The 24,693-nt window shown below is 60.1% G+C and carries 18 protein-coding genes; 15 read left to right on the forward strand and 3 right to left on the reverse strand.

Features of this window, described 5'->3' with window-relative positions; translation table 11 throughout:
* Nucleotides 1-38: 38 nt before the first annotated feature.
* The 7 genes from JIO00_RS10430 to JIO00_RS29770 all read left to right on the forward strand — a co-directional run bounded on the left by JIO00_RS10430 (nucleotide 39) and on the right by JIO00_RS29770 (nucleotide 11,177).
* Complete coding sequence (locus JIO00_RS10430; RefSeq protein ID WP_077749765.1) at nucleotides 39-1,766, forward strand: autotransporter assembly complex protein TamA; 1,728 nt, start codon at nucleotides 39-41, stop codon at nucleotides 1,764-1,766.
* Nucleotides 1,763-5,431 (forward strand): translocation/assembly module TamB domain-containing protein, encoded by a 3,669-nt coding sequence (locus tag JIO00_RS10435; RefSeq protein WP_200668143.1) that lies wholly within the window; start codon nucleotides 1,763-1,765, stop codon nucleotides 5,429-5,431. The genes JIO00_RS10430 and JIO00_RS10435 overlap by 4 nt, the downstream gene beginning before the upstream one ends.
* A gap of 250 nt (nucleotides 5,432-5,681) precedes the next feature.
* Nucleotides 5,682-6,155 carry a MarR family winged helix-turn-helix transcriptional regulator gene (locus tag JIO00_RS10440; RefSeq protein WP_010458806.1) on the forward strand — a complete coding sequence of 158 codons (474 nt, stop codon included), beginning with the start codon at nucleotides 5,682-5,684 and terminating at the stop codon, nucleotides 6,153-6,155.
* On the forward strand, nucleotides 6,152-7,621 hold the full coding sequence (locus JIO00_RS10445) for an efflux transporter outer membrane subunit (protein ID WP_200668145.1): 1,470 nt from the start codon (nucleotides 6,152-6,154) through the stop codon (nucleotides 7,619-7,621). Before JIO00_RS10440 ends, JIO00_RS10445 begins: the two co-directional genes overlap by 4 nt.
* A 15-nt stretch (nucleotides 7,622-7,636) precedes the next feature.
* On the forward strand, nucleotides 7,637-8,839 hold the full coding sequence (locus tag JIO00_RS10450) for an HlyD family secretion protein (RefSeq protein WP_200668147.1): 1,203 nt from the start codon (nucleotides 7,637-7,639) through the stop codon (nucleotides 8,837-8,839).
* A 192-nt stretch (nucleotides 8,840-9,031) separates the two neighbouring features.
* Entirely contained in the window at nucleotides 9,032-10,561 is a 1,530-nt protein-coding gene (locus tag JIO00_RS10455) for a DHA2 family efflux MFS transporter permease subunit (protein WP_077749769.1), read from the forward strand.
* 409 nt (nucleotides 10,562-10,970) lie between these two features.
* Nucleotides 10,971-11,177 carry a hypothetical protein gene (locus JIO00_RS29770; RefSeq protein ID WP_234452942.1) on the forward strand — a complete coding sequence of 69 codons (207 nt, stop codon included), beginning with the start codon at nucleotides 10,971-10,973 and terminating at the stop codon, nucleotides 11,175-11,177.
* Between the two features lie 461 nt (nucleotides 11,178-11,638).
* Here JIO00_RS29770 and lpxH read toward each other — a convergent pair whose 3' ends face one another.
* Nucleotides 11,639-12,391, reverse strand: coding sequence for a UDP-2,3-diacylglucosamine diphosphatase (gene lpxH / locus JIO00_RS10465; RefSeq protein ID WP_200668149.1), 753 nt, complete (start codon nucleotides 12,389-12,391; stop codon nucleotides 11,639-11,641).
* Nucleotides 12,388-12,894, reverse strand: a complete 507-nt coding sequence (locus JIO00_RS10470) for a peptidylprolyl isomerase (RefSeq protein WP_077748732.1) — start codon at nucleotides 12,892-12,894, stop codon at nucleotides 12,388-12,390. Before JIO00_RS10470 ends, lpxH begins: the two co-directional genes overlap by 4 nt.
* 260 nt (nucleotides 12,895-13,154) lie before the next feature.
* Between JIO00_RS10470 and JIO00_RS10475 the strand changes: the two genes are divergently transcribed.
* Together JIO00_RS10475 and cysS are read left to right on the forward strand one after the other, a co-directional pair.
* Nucleotides 13,155-14,852 carry a glutamine--tRNA ligase/YqeY domain fusion protein gene (locus JIO00_RS10475; RefSeq protein WP_010458817.1) on the forward strand — a complete coding sequence of 566 codons (1,698 nt, stop codon included), beginning with the start codon at nucleotides 13,155-13,157 and terminating at the stop codon, nucleotides 14,850-14,852.
* A gap of 15 nt (nucleotides 14,853-14,867) precedes the next feature.
* Nucleotides 14,868-16,250, forward strand: a complete 1,383-nt coding sequence (cysS, locus tag JIO00_RS10480; RefSeq protein WP_010458820.1) for a cysteine--tRNA ligase — start codon at nucleotides 14,868-14,870, stop codon at nucleotides 16,248-16,250.
* A 216-nt stretch (nucleotides 16,251-16,466) separates the two neighbouring features.
* Here cysS and JIO00_RS10485 read toward each other — a convergent pair whose 3' ends face one another.
* A complete protein-coding gene (locus JIO00_RS10485; protein WP_154911552.1) occupies nucleotides 16,467-18,314 on the reverse strand; it encodes a sigma-54-dependent Fis family transcriptional regulator in 1,848 nt (615 codons plus the stop codon).
* A gap of 375 nt (nucleotides 18,315-18,689) precedes the next feature.
* On the opposite strand from JIO00_RS10485, the gene JIO00_RS10490 reads away from it, so the two are divergent.
* The 6 genes from JIO00_RS10490 to JIO00_RS10515 are packed head-to-tail and all read left to right on the forward strand — an operon-like array spanning nucleotide 18,690 to nucleotide 24,627.
* On the forward strand, nucleotides 18,690-19,784 hold the full coding sequence (locus tag JIO00_RS10490) for an ABC transporter ATP-binding protein (protein WP_200668151.1): 1,095 nt from the start codon (nucleotides 18,690-18,692) through the stop codon (nucleotides 19,782-19,784).
* Entirely contained in the window at nucleotides 19,784-20,881 is a 1,098-nt protein-coding gene (locus JIO00_RS10495) for an ABC transporter ATP-binding protein (RefSeq protein WP_077748734.1), read from the forward strand. Before JIO00_RS10490 ends, JIO00_RS10495 begins: the two co-directional genes overlap by 1 nt.
* On the forward strand, nucleotides 20,878-21,744 hold the full coding sequence (locus tag JIO00_RS10500) for a carbohydrate ABC transporter permease (RefSeq protein WP_102595558.1): 867 nt from the start codon (nucleotides 20,878-20,880) through the stop codon (nucleotides 21,742-21,744). The genes JIO00_RS10495 and JIO00_RS10500 overlap by 4 nt, the downstream gene beginning before the upstream one ends.
* A gap of 8 nt (nucleotides 21,745-21,752) precedes the next feature.
* Entirely contained in the window at nucleotides 21,753-22,553 is an 801-nt protein-coding gene (locus JIO00_RS10505; protein ID WP_010458825.1) for a carbohydrate ABC transporter permease, read from the forward strand.
* A 10-nt stretch (nucleotides 22,554-22,563) separates the two neighbouring features.
* Nucleotides 22,564-22,836 carry a DUF2160 domain-containing protein gene (locus JIO00_RS10510; RefSeq protein WP_010458826.1) on the forward strand — a complete coding sequence of 91 codons (273 nt, stop codon included), beginning with the start codon at nucleotides 22,564-22,566 and terminating at the stop codon, nucleotides 22,834-22,836.
* A 48-nt stretch (nucleotides 22,837-22,884) separates the two neighbouring features.
* Nucleotides 22,885-24,627, forward strand: coding sequence for an ABC transporter substrate-binding protein (locus JIO00_RS10515; RefSeq protein ID WP_010458827.1), 1,743 nt, complete (start codon nucleotides 22,885-22,887; stop codon nucleotides 24,625-24,627).
* Nucleotides 24,628-24,693: the final 66 nt, after the last annotated feature.

Genomic DNA, 24,693 nt, shown 5'->3' on the forward strand with positions numbered 1-24,693 from the left:
TCTATCACGCTCCCAAGCTCGTGATAGCATCCGCGCCTATGAAGTTTCCAGGAAGAATTACCAGTGGCGTGCTGATGCTGTTCACCAGCTGCGCGGCACTGGCGCAAAGTGAATTGGATGTGCGGATCAAACCGTCCAACGATGAACTGAAAGCCAATATAGAGGGCTATATCGGCAGCCTCGGCGATCGTGACGAAGAAGCCTTGCTGCGCTTCAGTCGTGGCGCCGAGGAACAGGCGCGCAAGGCCGCCCAGGCGTTGGGCTATTACCAGCCGCAGATCGACAGCGACGTGAAGGGCGGCGAGACGCCGCGCCTGATCCTCAACATCGATCCTGGCGAGCCGGTGCATTTGCGCAATGTCACGATTCGCGTCGACGGCCCGGCGGCCTCGCTCAAATCCTTTCGTGTCCCCAAAAGCGCTGCGCTGAAAACCGGCGCGGTGCTGAACCATGGCCGTTATGAAGATGCTAAGAAACTGATCCAGAATCAGGCCTCGCGTTATGGTTTCTTCAGCGGCCACTTCACGCATCAGACGTTGTCGGTGGACCCACGCGCCGGTGTCGCCGACATCGACCTCGTCTATGACAGCGGCCCGCGTTATGCCCTGGGCAAGGTCAGTTTCGAGGGAGATACGCCGTTCGACGAAGACTTGTTGCGGCGCATGGTGCCGTTCAAGGAAGGCGCACCCTATGACTCTGAACTGATTGCCGAACTCAATCAGGCGATGCAATCGAGCGGCTATTTCGAAAGCGTGCGGGTGGACGCGGCGCCGACGGCGTCCAAGAACGATGTGATCCCGGTCGACGTCAAGCTCGAAACCCGCAAACCACGGACCATGGGCCTGGGGCTGGGCTATTCCACCGACGTCGGTCCCCGGGTCAAGGCCAACTGGACCCGGCACTGGGTCAACCCGCAAGGGCACAGCTATGGCTGGGAGACCGAAATATCGGCGCCACGGCAGAACGTCGGGGTGTTCTACGACATTCCCCTGGACCCGCCGCTGACCGACAAATTGCGTTTTGCCGGTGGTTATCAAAACGAAGAAATCGCCGACAAGGACTCCCTGAGCAAACTCCTGACGGTTGGCCCCGAATGGCACAGCAAGTTGCCCAGTGGCTGGCAGCGCGTGGTGTCGCTCAAGTGGCAACGCGAGGAATACCGGCTCGGCGATGACTCCGGACTCAGTACCCTGCTGATGCCCGGCGTCAGTTATTCCTACCTGAAAAGCGACAACCGCATCGACCCGCACAATGGCTATCGCCTGGAATTCGAGAGCAAAGTGGCGAAGGAAGGCTTGGGGTCCGACAACAACCTGATCTACGGCACGGCGCTGGTCAAAGGCTTGACCACGGTCTTCGACAAGCACCGTTTCCTCGGTCGGGTGCAGGTCGGCGGCAGCGCCACCAACGGCTACAAATCGATACCGCCGTCGTTGCGCTTTTTTGCCGGTGGCGATCAGAGCGTGCGCGGCTATGACTATCAAAGCCTGTCCCCGGAAAACTCTGACGGCGACCGCATCGGTGGCCGCTATATGATCACCGGCAGCGTCGAATATCAGTACTCTGTCGCCGAAAAATGGCGGGTCGCAACCTTCGTTGACCAGGGCAACTCCTTCAATACACTCGAACTGCCGAACCTCAAGACCGGAGTGGGCATCGGCGTACGCTGGGTGTCCCCGGTGGGGCCGATTCGTCTCGACCTGGCGCACGCGATGGACGACGACGGCGGCATTCGACTGCACTTTTCCATGGGGCCCGAGCTGTGAAGCGTGGTTTGAAAATAACGCTGCTGGCGATTCCGGCGCTGCTGATGCTGGTCGTTCTGGCCGTGACCACGGTGCTGGGCACTGCGGCGGGCAGTCGCTGGGCGCTCGGCTGGGTGCCGGGCCTGACCGTGGAGAATTTCCAGGGCCGATTGGGCGGGCAGTGGAGTGCCGATCATCTGGTGTGGCAGCAGGACACCCGTCGGGTTGAGCTGAGCAAACCGATCTTCGCCTGGTCGCCGTTGTGCCTGATGCGCATGACCTTGTGCATCGAGCAATTGAAGGCCGATCAGGTCAGCCTGCAATTCCCGCCGGGCAACGAAGAAGACAACGGCGGGCCAATCACGCTCCCGGATCTGGATTTGCCCCTGGCGATCGAATTGGGTGATGTGCAAGTCGGCAGTCTGCTGTTCAACGGCAGCGAAGAACTCAAAGGCCTGCAGCTGGCCGCGCACTGGACGGTGCAAGGCTTGCAGATCGATTCGGTGAAGTTGCAGCGTGACGAACTCAGCCTGAATCTGTCCGGCCTGCTGCAACCCAGCGGCAACTGGCCGCTCAAGGCTGAAGGTACGTTGACCCTGCCGGCCCCCGAGCCTTGGAGCCTGGCGTTGAAGGTGGACGGCGACCTGCTGAAAACCCTGAACCTGAAAGCCGACAGCAGCGGTTACTTGAATGGCCAACTGACCGGCGAGCTGCAACCGTTGGTCGACAACCTTCCGGCCAAAGTACGGATCACCGCCGACGGCTTCAAACCCAGCGCCGACCTGCCGGACACCTTGCAACTCAATCAACTCGAGCTCACCGGTGACGGCGACCTGAAAAACGGTTACCAGTTGCTCGGCAAAGCCACGCTGCCCGCTGAAAAAGGCCCGGTGGCGCTGGTGCTGCAAGGCAAGGTCGATGCCAGCGGCGCGCAGATTGCTGCCCTCGACCTGACGGCCAACGACAAGCAATCACTCAAGCTCACCGGCAACCTCGACTGGAGCAAAGGCCTGAGCGCCGACGCGAAGATCGACTGGCTGGATTTCCCGTGGCACCGTCTCTATCCGTTGATCGACGAGCCAGAAGTGGCGTTGCGCCGCTTCAACGGTGAAGTCTCCTACACCGACGGGAAATACATCGGTCACTTCAAATCGGCCCTCGATGGCCCGGCAGGTGCGTTCAGCCTCGAAAGCCCGTTCAGCGGCGACCTGACGAAAATCTATCTGCAACAGATTCAACTCGAAGCCGGGCAGGGCAAAGCCATCGGGCATCTGAACCTGCAGTTTGCCGATGGCATCGGCTGGGACACTGCGCTCGATCTGTCGGCGATCAACCCGGCGTATTGGGTCGCGGAGTTACCGGGTACGTTGGCCGGACCGTTGCGCAGCAAAGGCGAGATGAAGAATGAAAAACTCAGCCTGGACGCCGACCTCGACCTCAAAGGCAAACTGCGCGGCCAACCGGCGGTGATCCAGGCCAAGGCCGACGGCGGCGGTGAACAATGGAACCTCAACGCGCTGCAAATCCGCCTCGGTGACAACAGCATCACCGGCAAGGGCAGTCTGCAACAGAAGCTCGCCGGGCAGATCGACATCAAGCTGCCACGTCTGGCCCAACTCTGGCCGCAACTGCGCGGACAGCTCAACGGGCGCATTGATGTCGCCGGCACGCTCAAGGCACCGCAAGGCAAGCTCGGGCTGCAAGGCACGCAGCTGGCTTTCGAAGATAATCGCCTGCAAAGCCTGAACCTGGACGCGACCCTCGATGGCGCGCAGCGGGCGAAAATCGACCTCAAAGGCAGCGGCATCCAGGCCGGCGACACCTCGCTGGGCACGCTGACCGCCAACGGCCAGGGCGATATCAAGAACCAGAAACTCGCCCTCGACCTGCAAGGGCCGAAGCTGAAACTGGCGCTCGGGCTGGACGGTAATCTGGACCAGGGCAATTGGCGCGGACGCCTGGCCAGCGGTGATATCCAGGCCGGCGGTCAGGACTGGAAGCTGCAAGGCCCGGCGAAGCTTGAACGGCTGGCGGACGGCAAGATCAACTTCGGCGCCCATTGCTGGATGTCCGGCCCCGCCAGTCTGTGTGGCGAAGACCAGCGCCTGATGCCGGAACCGAAGCTGCGTTATCACCTCAAGCAATTCCCGATCGAAAGCCTCGCGCAATGGTTGCCGAAAGATTTCGCCTGGAAGGGCCGGCTCAATGCCGACCTGCAACTGGACCTGCCGGCCAGCGGCCCAAACGGCCAGATCAGCGTCGATGCCAGCAGCGGCACGTTGCGCATCAAGGAAAAGGATCAGTGGCTGGACTTCCCGTACCAGACCCTGAAACTCACCAGCAAACTCACGCCCAAACGCATCGACACCGACCTCAATTTCGTCGGCGGCAAGCTCGGCGAACTGAGGGTGCAGGCGCAGATCAATCCGCTGCTGAAAAACAAACCGCTCACCGGCTCGTTCCGTCTCAGTGGCCTGGATCTGTCGGTGGCGCGGCCATTTGTGCCAATGGTCGAGAAACTCACCGGGCGCTTGAACGGCAGTGGCACGCTGTCCGGCGATCTGCTGGCACCGCAGGTGAACGGCAATCTGCTGCTCAGCGATGGCGAAGTGTCCGGGCCTGAATTGCCGATGGAGTTGCAGGGCTTGCAGCTTCAAGCGCAGATCGCCGGCGAAACGGTGCAGTTGAACGGCGGCTGGAAAAGCGGCAAGGCCGGGCAGGGCAGTCTCAACGGCCACATCGCCTGGGGCCAGGCGCTGGTGGTGGACCTGACGCTCAAGGGCTCACAGTTGCCCGTCACCGTCGAACCCTATGCCAAGCTCGAAGTGGCGCCGGACCTGAAGATCTCGATGAAAGACGAGCAACTGGCGATCGCCGGCAAAGTGCGGGTGCCCAAGGGCGAAATCACCGTGCGCGAGTTGCCGCCGTCGACGGTCAAGGTTTCCGATGACACGGTGATCGTCGGCCAGCAGACCGAAGAGGGCAAACCGCCGCTGGCCATGAAAATGGACATCGACGTGGTGGTGGGTGAGGACAAACTCAGCTTCGCCGGGTTTGGCCTGACCGCCAACCTGCAAGGGCATGTGCACATTGGCGACAACATGGACACCCGAGGCGAACTCTGGCTCAACGACGGGCGTTACCGGGCGTACGGTCAGCGGCTGACGGTGCGCCGTGCGCGGCTGCTGTTCGCCGGCCCGATTGACCAGCCGTACCTGGACATCGAAGCCATTCGCCGGACCGACGACGTGATCGCCGGTATTCGCCTCAGCGGCAGCGCCGAGCAGCCGACCACGCAGATCTTCTCCGAGCCGGCCATGAGTCAGGAGCAGGCGTTGTCCTATCTGGTGCTGGGGCGTCCGCTAAGCACCAACGGTGAAGACAACAACATGCTGGCCCAGGCTGCGCTCGGGTTGGGGTTGATGGGCAGTTCGGGAGTGACCGGCAAACTGGCCAACGACCTGGGGATTCAGGATTTCCAGCTCGACACCCAGGGCAGCGGCAATACCACCAGCGTCGTGGCCAGCGGCAATATCTCCGAGAAGCTCAGCCTGCGCTATGGCGTGGGTGTGTTCGAGCCGGCCAACACCATTGCCTTGCGCTACAAACTGAGCAAAAAGGTCTACCTCGAAGCCGCCGGCGGCGTGGCCAGTTCGCTGGACATCTTCTACAAGCGGGACTTCTAAAACCCCCGTCTTCTCCCAAACCGAGTCGCTGCCATCGCGAGCAGGCTCGCTCCCACAGAGATCACACCGAACTCTGTGGGAGCGAGCCTGCTCGCGATGGGCGTGCTGCGGTCATCGATCCGAAGCAACTTTTTTTGTAAGCCATTTATCGACTAAATAGAAAGCTTCCTAACTATTACGTTGACATTCGCTGCCTAGGCAGTAACATCTCGTCATACATTCTCTGCCTAGGCAGCTAATTGGTGGCCAGATGAAACACTTCACCCCAGACGAATTCCACACGTGCCATCTCGGCCTTCTGCTCGGGCGCGCTGCGCTGCTCAAGGACCGGATCATCGACACGCACATGGAGCCCCACGGCATCACCGCCGCGCAGTTCAAAGTGCTGATCATCATGGCCCAGTTCGGCGTCGATACCCCGGCCGAGCTGTGCCGTCACCTGTCGCTGGACAGCGGTTCGATGACTCGCATGCTCGATCGTCTGGAACAGAAAGGTTTCCTCGCCCGCCAACGTTCCGAAGCGGATCGCCGTCAGGTGCAACTGGTGCTCACCGAGCAAGGCCAGCAATTGACCGACCGTCTGCCGGAGATCGGCGCCGACGCCATGAATGAACTGGCCGGCGCGATCACCCCGGATGAGCTGAAAACCCTGGAGCAGATCCTCAAGAAAATCCTTGTGGCAGCCGGTGACTCGATCACCTTGCTGCGGGTAGGTGACAAATGAGCAGTAAAACGCTGCGTGCCGGCCTGAGCCTGGTGCTGGCGGCCATGACCCTGGCCGGTTGCGCCAGTTACAGCGGCCTGAACACCGAAGGCGTCAGCCTTGATGCGAAAAACCTCAAGGCCGGGCAATCCCTCAGCGGCGTGACTCTGTCGCCCGCGGCCTGGCCGAAAAGCGACTGGTGGAAAAGCCTCGGTGACCCGCAACTCGATGGCCTGATCCGCGAAGCCCTGCACGACAGCCCCGACATGCAGATCGCCGACGCCCGCGCCCACCAGGCCAGCGCCGCCGCGTATGCCGCCGATGCCGCGCGGATGCCGACCCTCGATGCCAGCGCCGGAGTCAGCCGTTCGCGCCTGGCACGAGATCAAGACCCGAGGGGGCAGGGCGGTACGTATTCCACCGTGCGCAACATCGGCGCCAGTTTCAATTACAACTTCGACCTCTGGGGCGGTCAGCGGGATGCCTGGGAAGCTGCATTGGGCGAGGCCCGTGCGGCGGAAGTCGATCAGCAGGCCGCGCAGCTGACCTTGTCCGCCGACGTCGCCCGCGCCTATAGCGACCTGGGGCAGGCGCACATCGTCTATGACCTGGCCAATGAAGACCTCAAGCGCACCAAACAAATGCTTGAACTGAGCCAGCGCCGCCTGAGCTCGGGGATCGACAGCCAATACCAGTTCCAGCAAACCGAAAGCCTGGAAGCCAGCTCCGAAGCGAGCCTGATCGACGCCGAAAAACGCCTGCAAAGCGCAAAAATCGCCTTGGCCGTGCTGCTCGGCAAAGGCCCGGATCGCGGCAATGAAATCGCCCGGCCGAAGATCCTGCAAGCCAGCGCCGTGGCGTTGCCGTCGGTGTTGCCCGCCGAGTTGCTCGGTCGTCGTCCAGACCTGGTCGCCGCGCGCTGGCGGGTCGAGGCCGCGAGCAAGAACATCGCCGCCGGCAAGACCCAGTTCTACCCCAACCTCAACCTGAGCGCCGCAGCCGGTGCCGAGTCGTTGCTGGGGGATGCGATGTTTGGTTCGGCCAGCCGTTTCTTTAACGTTGCGCCGACTGTCTCCGTGCCGATTTTCGACGGCGGCCGCTTGCGTGCCGACCTCGATTCCCGCGACGCCGATTACGACCTCGCGGTGGCGCAGTACAACAAAAGCCTGGTGAAAGCCTTGGGTGATGTCAGTGACACCATCAACCAGTTGCGCGACATCGGCCGGCAGATCGGGGCGCAGCAACACGCCACCGACATTGCCCAGGATTCATACAACACCGTGGTCCAGCGGTACGGTTCCGGCATCGGTAACTACCTGGACGTGCTCAGCATCGAGCAGCAATTGCTCCAGGCCCAGCGCCAGCTGGCCAACCTGAATGCCGAGCAGATCGACCTGTCGATCCAACTGATGCAGGCGCTGGGCGGCGGCTTCCAGGGCGAAACCCTGACCGCAGCCAACGCACTCCCAGCCACGCAGCACAATTAATTCAAGGTATTGGTCATGGCCACTGCAGAACACACACAAACCCCTGACAACGCTCCTGACACCAGCAACCCGCGCAAACGCAAAGTCATGCTGGTGGTGCTCGCGATCGTGGTGATCCTCGCCGGTGTCGCCGTCTGGGGTTATCACGAATTCTACGGGCGCTGGAATGAAAGCACCGACGACGCCTATGTGAACGGCAACGTGGTGGAAATCACCCCGCTGGTCACCGGCACTGTGGTCAGTATTGGCGCGGATGATGGCGACCTGGTCCATGAAGGCCAGGTGCTGATCAATTTCGACCCGAACGACGCCCAGGTCGGTCTGCAAAGTGCCCAGGCCAACCTGGCCCGCACCGTGCGTCAGGTGCGCGGTTTGTACAGCAACGTCGACGGCATGAAAGCCCAGGTCAACGCCCAGCAGGCGGAAGTGCAGAAGGCTCAGGACAACTTCAATCGCCGGAAAAACCTCGCCGCTGGCGGGGCGATTTCCCAGGAAGAGCTGTCCCACGCTCGCGACGACCTGACCTCAGCGCAAAACGCCCTGGCCAACGCCAGACAGCAACTGAAAACCACCAGCGCCTTGGTGGATGACACCGTGGTCTCGTCGCACCCGGACGTGATGGCGGCGGCCGCGCAATTGCGTCAGGCCTACTTGAACAATTCGCGCAGCACCTTGATCGCGCCGGTCACCGGGTACGTAGCCAAACGCTCGGTCCAACTGGGCCAGCGCGTCCAGCCGGGCACGGCGCTGATGGCGGTCATTCCGCTGGATCAGCTGTGGATCGACGCCAACTTCAAGGAAACCCAGCTGCGTGACATGCGCATCGGCCAACCGGTGGATATCGAAGCTGACCTCTACGGCAGCGACGTGAAGTTCAGCGGCACCATCGACAGCCTCGGCGCCGGTACTGGCAGTGCATTTGCCCTGCTGCCGGCGCAGAACGCCACCGGTAACTGGATCAAGATCGTGCAGCGGGTGCCGGTGCGGGTTCACATCAACGCTGAAGAACTGGCCAAGCATCCATTGCGGGTCGGCCTGTCGACTCAGGTCGATGTGAACCTGCGCGATCAGAGCGGCCCGGTGCTGGCGCAACAGCCGCCGCAAAAGGCGTCCTTCAGCACCAACGTCTACGACCGTCAGTTGGCCGAGGCCGACGCGATGATCACTCAGTTGATCCACGACAACAGCGCTGCGGCCAGTAAAACCGTCCAGCGCTGATACCTCCCCTGTGGGAGCGAGCTTTTGTGGCGAGGGAGCTTGCTCCCGCTGGGTCGCGAAGCGGCCCCAAAAGCTCTGCGACTGCTTCGCAGCCGAGCGGGAGCAAGCTCCCTCGCCACAAAAGCTCGCTCCTACAGGTTCAGCGGCACCCTCTGAAAGGCGCCGCGCCTGCCCAGCTTCAAGGGATTCACGATGAGCAATAACGCGTCTTTCACGCCGCCCAGCCTGCTGCTCAGCACCATCGGCCTGTCGCTGGCGACTTTCATGCAGGTGCTCGACACCACCATCGCCAACGTGGCGCTGCCGACGATTTCCGGCAACCTGGGCGTGAGTTCGGAGCAGGGCACCTGGGTGATCACTTCGTTTGCGGTGAGCAATGCGATTGCGCTGCCGCTGACCGGCTGGCTCAGCCGCCGGTTTGGTGAGGTGAAGCTGTTTCTCTGGGCGACCATTCTGTTTGTGCTGGCCTCGTTTCTCTGCGGTATCTCGACCTCGATGCCAGAGCTGATTGGCTTCCGGGTGCTGCAAGGCCTGGTCGCCGGTCCGTTGTACCCAATGACCCAGACGCTGCTGATCGCGGTCTATCCGCCGGCCAGGCGCGGCATGGCCCTGGCGTTGCTGGCGATGGTCACGGTGGTGGCGCCGATTGCCGGCCCGATCCTCGGCGGCTGGATCACCGACAGTTACAGCTGGCCGTGGATCTTCTTTATCAACGTGCCGATTGGCATTTTCGCGGTGATGGTGGTGCGCCAGCAACTTAAGGCGCGTCCGGTGGAAACCAGCCGCCAGCCGATGGACTACGTCGGGCTGATCACCTTGATCATCGGCGTCGGGGCGTTGCAGGTGATCCTCGACAAGGGCAATGATCTGGACTGGTTCGAGTCGAACTTCATCCTCATCGGCGCGGCGATTTCAGTGGTCGCGCTGGCGGTGTTCGTGATCTGGGAAATGACCGACAAGCACCCGGTGGTCAATCTGCGGCTGTTTGCGTATCGCAACTTCCGCATCGGCACCATCGTGTTGGTGTTGGGTTACGCCGGGTTCTTTGGCATCAACCTGATCCTGCCGCAATGGCTGCAAACCCAGATGGGTTACACGGCAACGTGGGCGGGGCTGGCGGTGGCGCCAATCGGGATTCTGCCGGTGCTGATGTCACCGTTTGTCGGCAAGTACGCGCACAAGTTCGACCTGCGGCTGCTGGCCGGACTGGCGTTCCTGGCGATTGGCCTGAGCTGCTTCATGCGCGCCGGGTTTACCAACGAAGTGGACTTCCAGCACATCGCGCTGGTGCAATTGTTCATGGGCATTGGCGTGGCACTGTTCTTCATGCCGACCTTGAGCATTCTGATGTCCGACTTGCCACCGAGCCAGATCGCCGATGGCGCGGGCCTGGCAACGTTCCTGCGGACCTTGGGCGGCAGTTTTGCGGCGTCGCTGACCACGTGGATCTGGATTCGTCGGGCGGATCAGCATCATGCCTATATGAGCGAAAGCATCAGCACTTATGAGCCGGCGACCCGCGAGGCACTGAATGCCCTGGGCGGGCCGAGCAACCCGGCGTATGCGCAGTTGGATCATGTGCTGACCAGTCAGGCGTACATGCTCTCCACCGTGGATTACTTCACGTTGCTGGGTTGGGCATTCATGGGCTTGATCGTGATTGTGTGGCTGGCAAAACCGCCGTTTGCGGCGAAGGCGGGGCCGGCGGCCTCCGGCCACTAAGCCAAACACAAACCCTGTAGGAGCGAGCCTGCTCGCGATAGCGGTGGGTCAGTCAATAAAAGTGTTGAATGTGAATCCGCCATCGCGAGCAGGCTCACTCCCACAGGGTATTTTCGGCGACACAGGATTTGCGTCTCATGAAGATCAAAAATGTGGGAGCGAGCCTGCTCGCGAAAGCATCCTGTCAGTCAACATCTATCTCAACTGACACACCGCCTTCGCGAGCAGGCTCGCTCCCACAGGGTATTGTCGGCGACACAGAATTTGCGTCTCATGAAGATCAAAAATGTGGGAGCGAGCCTGCTCGCGATAGCGTCCTGTCAGTCAACATCTATCTCAACTGACCCACCGCCTTCGCGAGCAGGCTCGCTCCCACAGGGCATTGTCGGCGACACAGGATTTGCGTCTCATGAAGATCAAAAATGTGGGAGTGAGCCTGCTCGCGAAAGCGGTGGGTCAGTCAATAAAAGTGTTGAATGTGAATCCGCCATCGCGAGCAGGCTCACTCCCACAGGGTATTGTCGGCGACACAGAATTTGCGTCTCATGAAGATCAAAAAAGTGGGAGTGAGCCTGCTCGCGAAAGCGTCCTGTCAGTCAACATCTATATCAACTGACACACCGCCTTCGCGAGCAGGCCCGCTCCCACAGGGTATGGTCGGCGACACAGAGTTTGCGTCTCATGAAGATCAAAAATGTGGGAGCGAGCCTGCTCGCGAAAGCGTCCTGTCAGTCAACATCTATCTCAACTGACACACCGCCTTCGCGAGCAGGCTCACTCCCACAGGGTATTGTCGGCGACACATAATTTGCGTCTCATGAAGATCAAAAATGTGGGAGCGAGCCTGCTCGCGAAAGCGTCCTGTCAGTCAACATCTATCTCAACTGACACACCGCCATCGCGAGCAGGCTCGCTCCCACAGGGTATTGTCGGCGACACAGGATTTGCGTCTCATGAAGATCAAAAATGTAGGAGTGAGCCTGCTCGCGATAGCGTCCTCTCAGTCAACATCTATCTCAGCTGACACACCGCCTTCGCGAGCAGGCTCGCTCCCACAATGGGGTCTGTGGTGGCCTTTTAGTTCGTGGGGGCTGCGAGTTGTGGCGGCGGGGCGAAGTTGAAGGGGGCGAGGGCAAACCCTTGCTCATCCACTTGCAACGCCCAGCCCTGACGGTCCCAATCCCCCAGCACAATGCGCTTGGCCGCTTGCTCGCCAATCTGCAACTTGTGGATGGCCGGGCGATGGGTGTGCCCATGGATCAAGGTTTTTACGCCAAATTCCTGCATGATCCGCGGCACTTCGTCCGGCGTGACATCGACGATGTCATTGGCCTTCATCCGCGTCTGCGCCCGGCTTTCACTGCGCAGTTTGCGCGCCAGTTTATGCCGCGTGCGCAACGGCAGGTGCCGCAGGATGAACAGGGTGATCGGGTTGCGCAGGTAGCGACGCAGCTTCATATAAGCTTCGTCGCGGGTGCAGAGGCTGTCGCCGTGCATCAAAAGCACCGGCTCGCCGTTGAACTGCACGACACTCGGGTCCTTCAGCAACGTGCAGCCGGCCTGTTTGCAGAAGGCCTGGCCGAGCATGAAGTCGCGATTGCCGTGCATCAGAAATATGGCCGTGCCGCTGTCGCTAAGGGTGCGCAGGGCCTGGCAGATGGAACGCTGGAACGGCGTCATGGCATCGTCGCCAATCCACGCCTCGAAAAAGTCGCCCAGAATGTACAACGCACTCGTCGAGCGGGCGCGTCCGGCGAGCAAATCCAGAAACGCCCGGGTGATGTCCGGGCGCTCCTCTTCCAGATGCAAGTCTGAAATCAGCAGTATCACGCTTCGATGATCTCGGCTTTCTCGATGATCACGTCTTCTGCTGGCACGTCCTGGTGGCCGGATTTCATGGTGGTGGAAACACCTTTGATCTTGTCGACAACGTCGGTGCCTTCAACGACTTTGGCGAATACCGCGTAGCCCCAGCCCTGAGTGGTCTTGGCGCTGTGGTTCAGGAAGCTGTTGTCAGCCACGTTGATGAAGAACTGGGCGGATGCCGAATGCGGCTCCATGGTGCGGGCCATGGCGACGGTGTACTTGTCGTTCGGCAGGCCGTTGTCGGCTTCGTTCTGAATGCTTGGGCGCTTGTCTTTCTTTTCTTTCATGCCTGGCTCGAAACCGCCGCCCTGGATCATGAAGTTACCGATGACGCGGTGGAAAACGGTGTTTTCGTAGTGACCGGCTTTGACGTACTCGATGAAGTTGGCAACGGTCAGCGGTGCCTTTTCAGCGTTCAGTTCCAGGACGATGTCGCCATGGTTGGTGGTCAGTTTGACTTTGGTCATGATTACTACTCATTCAATGAATTCGTGGGTTTCGGGGCATTTAAGCCCTCAACCGGTCCGGCCAATGTCGGCCAAGGTGCGCAGTTTAGCGTGCCGGGCGCGAATTTCGAGGCTGTTTTTCATTTGCATCCGATTAAATGCAGCCGTTTTCGGGCCTGCTCTGTCAGCGACTTGACGGCATCGGCTATGATAAGCCCCTTTGTTTTAACAGCCGCTTTGATTTGGCCAACTGGCCGCGCACTTGTACGTTCAAGGATCCTATGAGCAAGCCCACTGTCGACCCTACCTCGAATTCCAAGACCGGCCCTGCCGTGCCGGTCAATTTCCTGCGCCCGATCATCCAGGCGGACCTGGACTCGGGTAAGCACACGCAGATCGTCACCCGTTTCCCGCCTGAGCCCAACGGCTACCTGCACATCGGTCACGCCAAGTCGATTTGCGTGAACTTCGGCCTGGCCCAGGAATTTGGCGGCGTCACGCACCTGCGTTTCGACGACACCAACCCGGCCAAGGAAGACCAGGAATACATCGACGCGATCGAAAGCGACGTCAAATGGCTGGGCTTTGAATGGTCCGGCGAAGTGCGCTATGCCTCGCAGTATTTCGACCAGTTGCACGACTGGGCCGTCGAGCTGATCAAGGCCGGCAAGGCCTACGTCGACGATCTGAGCCCTGAACAGGCCAAGGAATACCGCGGCACCCTGACCGAACCGGGCAAGAACAGCCCGTTCCGTGATCGCTCCGTGGAAGAAAACCTCGACTGGTTCGCCCGCATGCGTGCCGGCGAATTCCCGGACGGCGCACGCGTGCTGCGGGCCAAGATCGACATGGCCTCGCCGAACATGAACCTGCGCGACCCGATCATGTACCGCATCCGTCACGCCCATCACCACCAGACCGGCGACAAGTGGTGCATCTACCCGAACTATGACTTCACCCATGGTCAGTCGGACGCCATCGAAGGCATCACTCACTCGATCTGCACCCTGGAGTTCGAAAGCCACCGTCCGCTGTACGAGTGGTTCCTCGAGAACCTGCCGGTTCCGGCAAAGCCGCGCCAGTACGAGTTCAGCCGTCTGAACCTGAACTACACCATCACCAGCAAGCGCAAACTCAAGCAACTGGTCGATGAAAAGCACGTCTTCGGTTGGGACGATCCGCGCATGTCCACGCTGTCGGGCTTCCGTCGTCGTGGCTACACGCCGAAATCGATCCGCAACTTCTGCGAAATGGTCGGCACCAACCGTTCCGACGGCGTGGTCGACTTCGGCATGCTCGAATTCAGCATCCGTGACGACCTCGACCACAGCGCCCCGCGCGCCATGTGCGTGTTGCGTCCGCTGAAAGTCGTGATCACCAACTACCCGGAAGGCCAGGTCGAGAACCTCGAACTGCCGTGCCACCCGAAAGAAGACATGGGCATGCGCGTCCTGCCGTTCGCCCGTGAGATCTACATCGACCGTGAAGACTTCATGGAAGAGCCGCCGAAAGGCTACAAGCGCCTGGAGCCGAACGGCGAAGTGCGTCTGCGCGGCAGCTACGTGATCCGCGCCGACGAAGCGATCAAGGACGCCGAGGGCAACATCGTCGAACTGCGTTGCTCCTACGACCCGGAAACATTGGGCAAGAACCCTGAAGGCCGCAAGGTCAAAGGCGTGGTGCACTGGGTGCCGGCCGCGGCCAGCGTCGAGTGCGAAGTGCGTCTGTACGATCGCCTGTTCCGCTCTGCGAACCCTGAGAAGGCCGAAGACAGCGCCAGTTTCCTGGACAACATCAACCCTGACTCGCTGCAAGTCCTCACCGGTTGTCGTGCTGAACCCTCGCTGGGCAATGCACAGCCGGAAGACCGTTTCCAGTTCGAGCGCGAAGGTTACTTCTGCGCGGATATCAAGGACTCGAAACCAGGTGCTCCGGTATTCAACCGTACCGTGACCTTGCGTGATTCGTGGGGCCAGTGATTCAAGGAAACTAAAGTGCTTACGATCTACAACACGCTCACCAAGAGCAAAGAAGTCTTCAAGCCGCTGGATGGCAACAATGTGCGCATGTACGTCTGCGGGATGACCGTGTACGACTACTGCCACATTGGCCATGGCCGCAGCATGGTCGCGTTCGACCTGGTGACCCGCTGGTTGCGGTTCAGCGGTTATAACCTGACGTATGTGCGCAACATCACCGACATTGAAGACAAGATCATCAATCGGGCCAAGGAGAACGGCGAACCGTTCGACGTGCTGACCGAACGCATGATCACCGCGATGCATGAGGACGAGGCGCGCCTCAATATCCTCAAGCCGGACATGGAGCCGCGGGCCACCGATCACATCGCTGGCATGCAGACCATGATCCAGACCCTGATCGACAAGGGTTACGCCTACGCTCCGGGCAATGGCGACGTGTATTACCGCGTTGCCAAGTTCATGGGCTACGGCAAGCTGTCGCGCAAAAAAATCGAAGACCTGCGCATCGGCGCGCGGATCGAAGTCGACGAGTCCAAGCAGGACCCGCTGGACTTCGTGCTGTGGAAAGGCGCCAAGCCGGGCGAGCCGAGCTGGCCTTCGCCGTGGGGCGACGGGCGTCCGGGCTGGCACATTGAGTGCTCGGTGATGTCGACCTGCTGCCTCGGCGAGACCTTCGACATTCATGGCGGCGGCAGCGACCTCGAATTCCCGCACCACGAAAACGAAATCGCCCAGAGCGAAGCGGCCACCGGCAAGACCTACGCCAACGCGTGGATGCATTGCGGCATGATTCGCATCAATGGCGAGAAGATGTCCAAGTCCTTGAACAACTTCTTCACCATTCGCGACGTGCTGGAAAAGTACCACCCGGAAGTCGTGCGTTACCTGCTGGTGTCGAGCCACTACCGCAGCGCGATCAACTATTCGGAAGACAACCTCAAGGACGCCAAAGGCGCACTCGAGCGTTTCTACCATGCGTTGAAAGGCCTGCCGAGCGTGGCGCCAGCTGGCGGTGAAGCCTTCGTCGAGCGTTTCACCCAGGTGATGAACGACGACTTCGGCACGCCGGAAGCCTGCGCGGTGCTGTTCGAGATGGTTCGCGAGATCAACCGTCTGCGCGAGAGCGATCTCAATGCGGCGGCAGGTTTGGCGGCGCGCTTGAAGGAACTGGCCAGCGTGCTGGGCGTGCTGCAGCTTGAGGCCGATGACTTCTTGCAGGCCGGCGCTGAAGGGCGCGTGGATGCGGCTGAGGTTGATGCGCTGATTCAGGCGCGTTTGACTGCCCGTGCCAACAAGGACTGGGCTGAGTCCGACCGTATCCGCGACCAGTTGACCGCGATGGGCGTGGTGCTGGAAGACGGGAAGGGCGGCACGACCTGGCGGTTGGCTGACTGACTGCTTCGAATGCCGCAAAACAAAACCCGCCTTGTGCGGGTTTTTGTTTTTGGGCAGTCCGCGAGGTTATGTGGTGTTTGATCTGGCGCCTTCGCGGGCAAGCCTCGCTCCTACAAGGTCGCGTCGTACACAATATTGTCGAAAGACGCGACCTTGTAGGAGCGAGGCTTGCCCGCGAAGGGTCTCCAGCCGGCCCCAGCCACGAGTGCTCACTCGTCAATCAGCCTGGCGCAACCGCTTGTAAAGAGTATTGCGGCTAACGCCAAGACGCCGGGCAAGGTGCGAAATATTCCCCCCAGCCGCCTGCAACAACCGGTTCAAATCCTCGGCATCATTCAAATCCACCGCCAGCGGTTCCGGCGAATCCACCGGCTCCATCTCCAGATCGACAAAAAAATCATCCGGCAAATGCTCCGGCCGCACCGGTTGTTCTTCGGCCATGGCCAGCGCCACCTGCATCACGCTGCTGACCTGCCTTAAATTCCCCGGCCACGGATGACGGCCGAACAACTCCATCACCTCGCGGCTCAACCCGGCCCACTGCGATGGCTCGCGATGCTGTTCCCACAAGCGCTTGAACAGCGCCTGTTTGTCTGTGCGTTCCCGTAACGGCGGCAATTCCAGGGTCAAACCGCCGATTCGGTAATAAAGGTCCTCGCGAAACCGCCCGAGCTGCACTTGCTCGCGCAACGAACGGTTGGTCGCGGAAATGATGCGGATGTCCACCGGGAACAACTCGCTGCTGCCCACCGGTTGCACGCACCGTTCCTGCAAGACCCTTAGAAGGCGAGCTTGTGTCGGCAATGGCATGTCACCGATTTCATCAAGGAACAGGGTGCCTTTGTCAGCCTTGCGGATCAGTCCGATGCTGCCTTTCTGATTGGCGCCGGTGAACGCGCCTTTCTCGTAGCCAAACAGCTCGGACTCCACCAGTTCGGCGGGGATCGCTGCACAGTTGACGGCAATGAACGGTTGTTTGCTTCGCGAACTGGCCTGATGCAGCGCTTTGACGAAGACCTCCTTGCCGACCCCGGTTTCACCGTGGATCAATAGCGGAATATCTTTTTCCAGCAAACGCTCGGCCTGACGCACGGCTTTTTCCACGCGACTGTCGCCGAAATGCAAGGTGCTGAGGCTGATTGCGGCGGGCATGGTCGCCGCCGGTTCCGCGCTCTTGGCCTCAGAAAACAGTCGAGCCTGAATCGACACCTGTTTCGGCCGCTTCAACAAGCATTGAAAACGGTTGCGCCCGGAGGCTTGCAACGCAAAAGGCAGGCCTTCCGGCTGGTTCAGCAATTCTAGCAACGACACCTTGAACAGGCTCTCGACACTGACCCGTGACAGGCTGATGCCCAGCAGATTGTCTGCCCGGCGGTTAGCCGACAGCACCTGGCCGGTTTCATCGAAGATCAGCAAACCGGCCCATTGGCTGTCGAGGTTGTTCAGCCCGGTGTTGAAGGTCAGTTGAAAATGCTGGCCGTGAAAGAGGTTGAGGATCAGCCGGTTTTCCACGGTCTGGCTCATCATCTTTACCATGCCAAGGGTGTGGGACGGCGGCAGGTAGCTGTCGCTGGACACGTCCAGCACCGCGATTACCTTGCGCTCGGCATCGAAAATCGGCGCGGCGGAACCGGTCATGAAGCGGTTGGCTTTCAGGAAGTGTTCATCGTGTTCGATATGCACGGCCTGCTCGCAGGCGAGGGCGGTGCCGATGGCGTTGGTGCCGCTGCAACGCTCCATCCAGCTGGCCCCGGCGCTAAAGCCGCGGGTCAGGCTCGGCTCGATGAAGCGCTGGGTGCCCCAGGACGTCAGCACCTGGCCCTGATTGTCGGCGAGCATGATCAGGCAATTGGAATTGCTCAGGATGTTTTCGTAATACGGCAGGACTTCCTGGTGCGTGGTCTGCACCAGCGAATGCTGGCTTTCCAGCAACTGGGCGATGCCATCGGCAGGCAACTGATCGAACGCCGGTGCGCTTTGATGATTGAGGCCGAACGCGCGGCAACGGGACCAGGAGTCCTGGATGATGGTGTCGTGGGACAAAACGGGGGCAGGTGCGGCCATGACAGTCAGCCTCTGAATAACGCTTTTATTGTTGTTATAGGTATTCCCTTGTGGGAGCGAGCCTGCTCGCGATAGCGGTGGGTCAGTCAATACTGATGTCGACTGATCCACCGCTATCGCGAGCAGGCTCGCTCCCACAGGTTTTTGCTCGCGGGAAGGCAAAAAGCATCCGTAGAGTGTTGTTCACTATTGTTCATTGTCAACGGCTGGATTGTTCAATTGTTCAGTCGCCGTTGTTCATTTCTGTTCAGCAACGAACGTTGATTTGCCATCACTTCAAACATTTTCAAAGCAGATCAATAGCTTGCATTTTCTGGCATGAAACTCGCTCTACAGCCTGGGTCGCTTGACTCCAAATAATAAAAAGGCCGAGCCATGTCATTAACCCTGGAGCACGTCTGCCGTACCGTCGAGGGCCAGACCTGGATCGACGATGCGTGCCTGAGTTTCGAACCCGGATCCTTCAACGTTTTGCTCGGGCGCACGCTGTCCGGCAAGACCAGTCTGATGCGCCTGATGGCGGGCCTGGACAAGCCCGACAGCGGCCGAATCCTGATGAACGGTGTCGATGTCACACAACGCCCGGTGCGTTTGCGCAACGTGTCGATGGTCTATCAGCAGTTCATCAACTACCCGACCATGACCGTCTTCGACAACATCGCTTCGCCATTGCGCCAGGGCGGTGTCTCCAACGAGTTGATCCAGAGCAAAGTGCTGGAAACCGCGAAGATGCTGCGCATCGAGAAATTCCTCAAGCGCTATCCGCTGGAGCTTTCTGGCGGCCAACAGCAGCGCACCGCGATGGCCCGGGCGTTGGTCAAGGATGCCGAGCTGATTCTGTTCGACGAGCCGCTGGTGAACCTCGACTACAAGTTGCGCGAAGAACTGCGCCAGGAAATGCGCGAGCTGTTCAAGGCCCGGCACACCATCGCCATCTACGCCACCACCGAACCCAACGAAGCACTGGCCCTTGGCGGCACCACCACCATTCTTCACGAAGGCCGGGTGGTCCAGAGCGGTAAATCCTCCGAGGTCTATCACCAGCCAAAAACCGTGCTGGCTGCCGAATTGTTCTCCGAGCCGCCGATCAACCTGATGCCGGGACGGATTGCCGGTAACGAAGTGAGCTTCGCCAATTTTGTGCACTTCCCGTTGAACGTCGATTTGCGCCCGGTGGGCGAGGGCGAGTTCCGCTTTGGCGTGCGCCCAAGTCATATCTCACTGGTGCCGAGCAACGACGATGACCTCGAACTCGCGGTGACCGTCGAGGTCGCCGAGATCAGCGGTTCGGAAACCTTCCTGCACGTGCGCAACGAGCATTTCCTGCTGGTGCTGCACTTGCCCGGCGTCCACGAATACGACGTCGATGCGCCGATCCGCATCTATATCCCGACCCATAAACTGTTTGTGTTCGATGCGCAGGGGCGGCTGGTCCAGGCGCCCGGTCGCCGTATCGCGAGGGTTGCCTGATGGCCGAAATCCGTTTGCAGAACCTCGCCCACAGCTACACCAGCACGCCGACCGGCCCCGAGGATTACGCGATCCGCGAGATGGACCACGTCTGGGAACAGGGCGGTGCTTATGCCTTGCTCGGGCCTTCGGGCTGCGGCAAGTCGACGCTGCTCAACATCATTTCCGGGTTGCTCAGCCCGTCCCAGGGCCAAGTGCTGTTCGACAGCAAAGTGGTCAACGACCTGACTCCCGAGAAGCGCAACATCGCCCAGGTTTTCCAGTTTCCGGTGGTTTACGACACCATGACGGTGTTCGACAACCTGGCCTTCCCCCTGCGCAATCAGGGCATGGCCGAGGCGAAAATTCACAGCAAGGTGCAGGAAATTGCCGAGGTCCTTGACCTCCAGGCGCTGCTGAGCAAAAAGGCGCGCAACCTCACCGCCGACGAAAAACAGAAAGTCTCGATGGGCCGTGGACTGGTCCGCGACGACGTTTCGGCCATCCTCTTTGATGAACCGCTGACGGTGATTGACCCGCACCTGAAGTGGAAACTGCGGCGCAAGCTCAAGCAGATCCACGAGCAGTTCAACATCACCATGGTCTACGTCACCCACGATCAACTCGAAGCGTCGACCTTCGCCGACAAGATCGCAGTGATGTACGGCGGCCAGATCGTGCAGTTCGGCACCCCGCGCGAATTGTTCGAACGGCCGACCCACACCTTTGTCGGCTATTTCATTGGCAGCCCGGGGATGAACCTGATCGAGGTGCAGCCACAACCGGGCGGCGTCGGTTTTGCTTCGACGCATCTGCCTTTATCCGACGCACAACAGAAACGTATCGCCGAGTCCGAGTGGAAAACCCTGAAGGTCGGCATCCGTCCGGAGTTCGTGCACGTGTGGGATGAGCCGTTCGATGACGCGATGCAGGCACAAGTCGTACACGTCGAAGACCTCGGCACCTACAAGATCATGACCCTGAACCTCGACGGTGCGCCGTTGAAAGTGCGCCTGGCCGAAGACAAACCGGTACCGGAGGGCACGGCCTGGATCAGCTTCCCGGCGCAGTGGTTGATGGTCTATGCGGACGATTACCTTCTGGAGGTGCAGCCATGAACAAGGTGCAGAACAACAAGGCCTGGTGGCTGGTCCTGCCGGTGTTTCTGCTGGTGGCGTTCAGTGCGGTGATCCCGATGATGACCGTGGTCAACTACTCGGTGCAGGACATCTTCGACCAGTCCAGTCGCTATTTCGTCGGTGCCGACTGGTACAAACAGGTGCTGCTTGATCCGCGCCTGCACGACTCGCTGCTGCGGCAATTCATCTATTCCGCCTGCGTGCTGCTGATCGAAATCCCGCTGGGCATCGCCATCGCCCTGACCATGCCGACCAAGGGCCGCTGGTCATCGCTGGTGCTGATCATTCTGGCGATTCCGCTCCTGATCCCGTGGAACGTGGTCGGCACCATCTGGCAGATTTTCGGTCGTGCGGACATCGGTCTGCTCGGTGCCAGCCTCAAGGCCATGGGCATCAACTACAACTATGCGGCGAACACCATGGACGCCTGGGTCACGGTGCTGGTGATGGACGTCTGGCACTGGACGTCGCTGGTGGCGCTGTTGTGCTTTTCCGGTTTGCGGGCCATTCCGGACGTCTACTACCAGGCGGCGCGGATTGATCGGGCCTCGGCCTGGGCAGTTTTCCGACACATCCAGTTGCCCAAGCTCAAGAGCGTGCTGTTGATCGCCGTGATGCTGCGGTTCATGGACAGTTTCATGATCTACACCGAGCCCTTCGTCCTCACGGGCGGTGGTCCGGGGAATGCCACGACCTTCCTGAGTCAGACGTTGACCCAGATGGCCGTAGGGCAATTCGACCTCGGCCCGGCGGCGGCTTTCTCGCTGGTGTACTTCCTGATCATCCTGTTGGTGTCCTGGCTGTTCTACACCGCCATGACTCACTCTGACGCCAACCGCTGAGGTCTGCCATGAGTAAAAGAAAGCTCATTCCACTGCTGATCTACATCCTGTTCCTGCTGGTGCCGATCTACTGGCTGCTGAACATGTCCTTCAAGAGCAACACTGAAATCCTCGGCGGTCTGACGCTGTTTCCCCAGGATTTCACCTTCGCCAACTACAAGGTGATCTTCACCGATCCGAGTTGGTACAACGGCTACCTCAACTCGCTGTACTACGTGAGCCTGAACACGATCATTTCCCTGAGCGTGGCGTTGCCAGCGGCTTACGCGTTCTCGCGCTACCGCTTTCTCGGTGACAAGCACCTGTTTTTCTGGCTGCTGACCAACCGCATGGCGCCGCCGGCGGTGTTCCTGTTGCCGTTCTTCCAGCTGTATTCCTCGATTGGTCTGTTCGACACGCACATCGCCGTGGCGCTGGCTCATTGCCTGTTCAACGTGCCGTTGGCGGTCTGGATTCTGGAAGGCTTCATGTCCGGCGTTCCGAAAGAAATCGACGAGACCGCCTACATTGACGGCTACAGTTTCCCCAAGTTCTTCGTGAAGATTTTCGTCCCGCTGATTGGTTCCGGGATCGGCGTCACGGCGTTCTTCTGCTTTATGTTTTCCTGGGTCGAACTGCTGCTGGCGCGAACGCTGACATCGGTGAATGCCAAACCGATCGCGGCGGTGATGACCCGCACGGTCTCGGCGTCGGGCATCGACTGGGGCGTGCTGGCAGCGGCGGGGGTGTTGACCATTCTGCCGGGCATGCTGGTGATCTGGTTTGTTCGCAACCACGTGGCCAAGGGCTTTGCCCTGGGCCGGGTCTGAGGAGCTGATGATGGAATGGATGAGCTGGACGGTCCCCACTGCGGCGTTCTTCATTGTCATTGGCCTGATTCTGACGGGCATGACGACCTGGGAATTACGTTCGCCGAGTGTCCCTCGGCGTGGTTTCTTGCCGATTGCCACCACCCGTGGCGATCGGCTGTTTATCGGTCTTCTCGGCAGCGCCTACCTGCATTTGCTGGTAATCGGCGTCACCGACTGGAGCATCTGGGTTGCGTTCGCGTTGTCCCTGGTGTGGCTGTTGGCTGTGATGCGTTGGGGCTAGTCGAAATCGATCGGCAATGTTGCTCCGAAAACCAAACAGGAGGTCTCTATGTTCGACAAAAACAATAAGCTGCGACATAGCATTTCATTGGCAGCCATGCTGGCACTCAGCGGTCTGAGCGCTTCGGCCTGGGCCGATGCCTACGAAGACGCCGCGAAGAAATGGATTGGCAGCGAGTTCAAGCCGTCCACCCTTACGCCAGAGCAGCAGCTCGAAGAGCTGAAGTGGTTCATCAAGGCCGCCGAGCCGTTTCGCGGGATGAGCATCAAGGTGGTTTCGGAAACCATCGCGACCCACGAATATGAATCCAAAACCCTGGCCAAGGCCTTCACCGAAATCACCGGGATCAAGCTGACCCACGACTTACTGCAAGAAGGCGACGTGGTGGAAAAGCTGCAAACCCAGATGCAGTCGGACAAAAACATCTATGACGGTTGGGTCAACGACTCGGACCTGATCGGTACGCACTTTCGCTACGGCAAGACCGAATCGATCACCGACCTGATGGCCAATGAAGGCAAGAACTTCACCTCGCCGACCCTGGACCTCAAGGACTTTATCGGCATTTCGTTCACCACTGCACCGGACGGCAAGATCTATCAATTGCCTGACCAACAGTTCGCCAACCTGTACTGGTTTCGCGCCGACTGGTTCGAGCGGGCGGATTTGAAAGCGAAATTCAAAGAAAAATACGGTTATGAACTGGGCGTTCCGGTGAACTGGTCGGCCTATGAAGACATCGCCAAGTTCTTCAGTGAAGACGTCAAGGAAATCGACGGCAAGCGCGTCTACGGGCACATGGACTACGGCAAGAAAGACCCGTCCCTCGGCTGGCGCTTCACCGATGCCTGGTTCTCCATGGCCGGTGCCGGCGACAAAGGCATTCCCAATGGCTTGCCGGTGGACGAGTGGGGCATCCGCGTCGAGGATTGCCACCCGGTCGGTTCCAGCGTGACCCGTGGTGGCGACACCAACGGCCCGGCGGCGGTCTACGCGACGCAGAAATACGTCGACTGGCTCAAGGCCTACGCGCCACCGGAAGCGGCGGGCATGACCTTCTCCGAATCCGGCCCGGTGCCGTCCCAAGGCAACATCGCCCAACAGATCTTCTGGTACACCGCGTTCACCGCCGACATGACCAAACCGGGCCTGCCGGTGATGAACGCCGATGGCACGCCGAAATGGCGCATGGCGCCATCGCCACGCGGGCCGTACTGGGAAGAGGGCATGAAGCTCGGTTATCAGGACGTGGGTTCGTGGACGTTCATGAAGTCCACGCCTGAGAAGCAGAAACTGGCGGCCTGGCTTTATGCGCAATTCGTCACGTCGAAAACCGTGTCGCTGAAGAAAACCATTATCGGCCTGACGCCGATTCGCGAGTCGGACATCAACTCGCAAGCCATGACCGACCTGGCACCGAAACTCGGCGGTCTGGTCGAGTTCTATCGCAGCCCGGCCCGCGTGCAATGGACCCCGACCGGGACCAACGTGCCGGACTATCCACGTCTGGCTCAACTGTGGTGGAGCCACATCGCGGAAGCGGCCAGCGGCGAGAAGACTCCGCAACAGGCGCTGGATGGCCTGGCCAAGGATCAGGACGCGATCATGGCGCGTCTGGAACGCTCGAAGGCTCAAGCCACCTGCGCACCGAAAATGAACCCGGAGCGCGATGCTCAATACTGGTTCGATCAGCCGGGTGCACCGAAGCCGAAACTGGCGAACGAGAAGCCCAAGGGTGAAACCGTGAGTTATGCCGAACTGCTGAAATCGTGGGAGGCGGCGCGTAAATAAATAGCTCGATCGTGTGAAGCAGAACGGCACCGAGAGGTGCCGTTTTCTTTAGCGTCTGATCCATTG

The organism is Pseudomonas sp. SW-3 (assembly GCF_016615645.1).
GTDB classification, from domain to species: Bacteria; Pseudomonadota; Gammaproteobacteria; order Pseudomonadales; family Pseudomonadaceae; genus Aquipseudomonas; species Aquipseudomonas mandelii.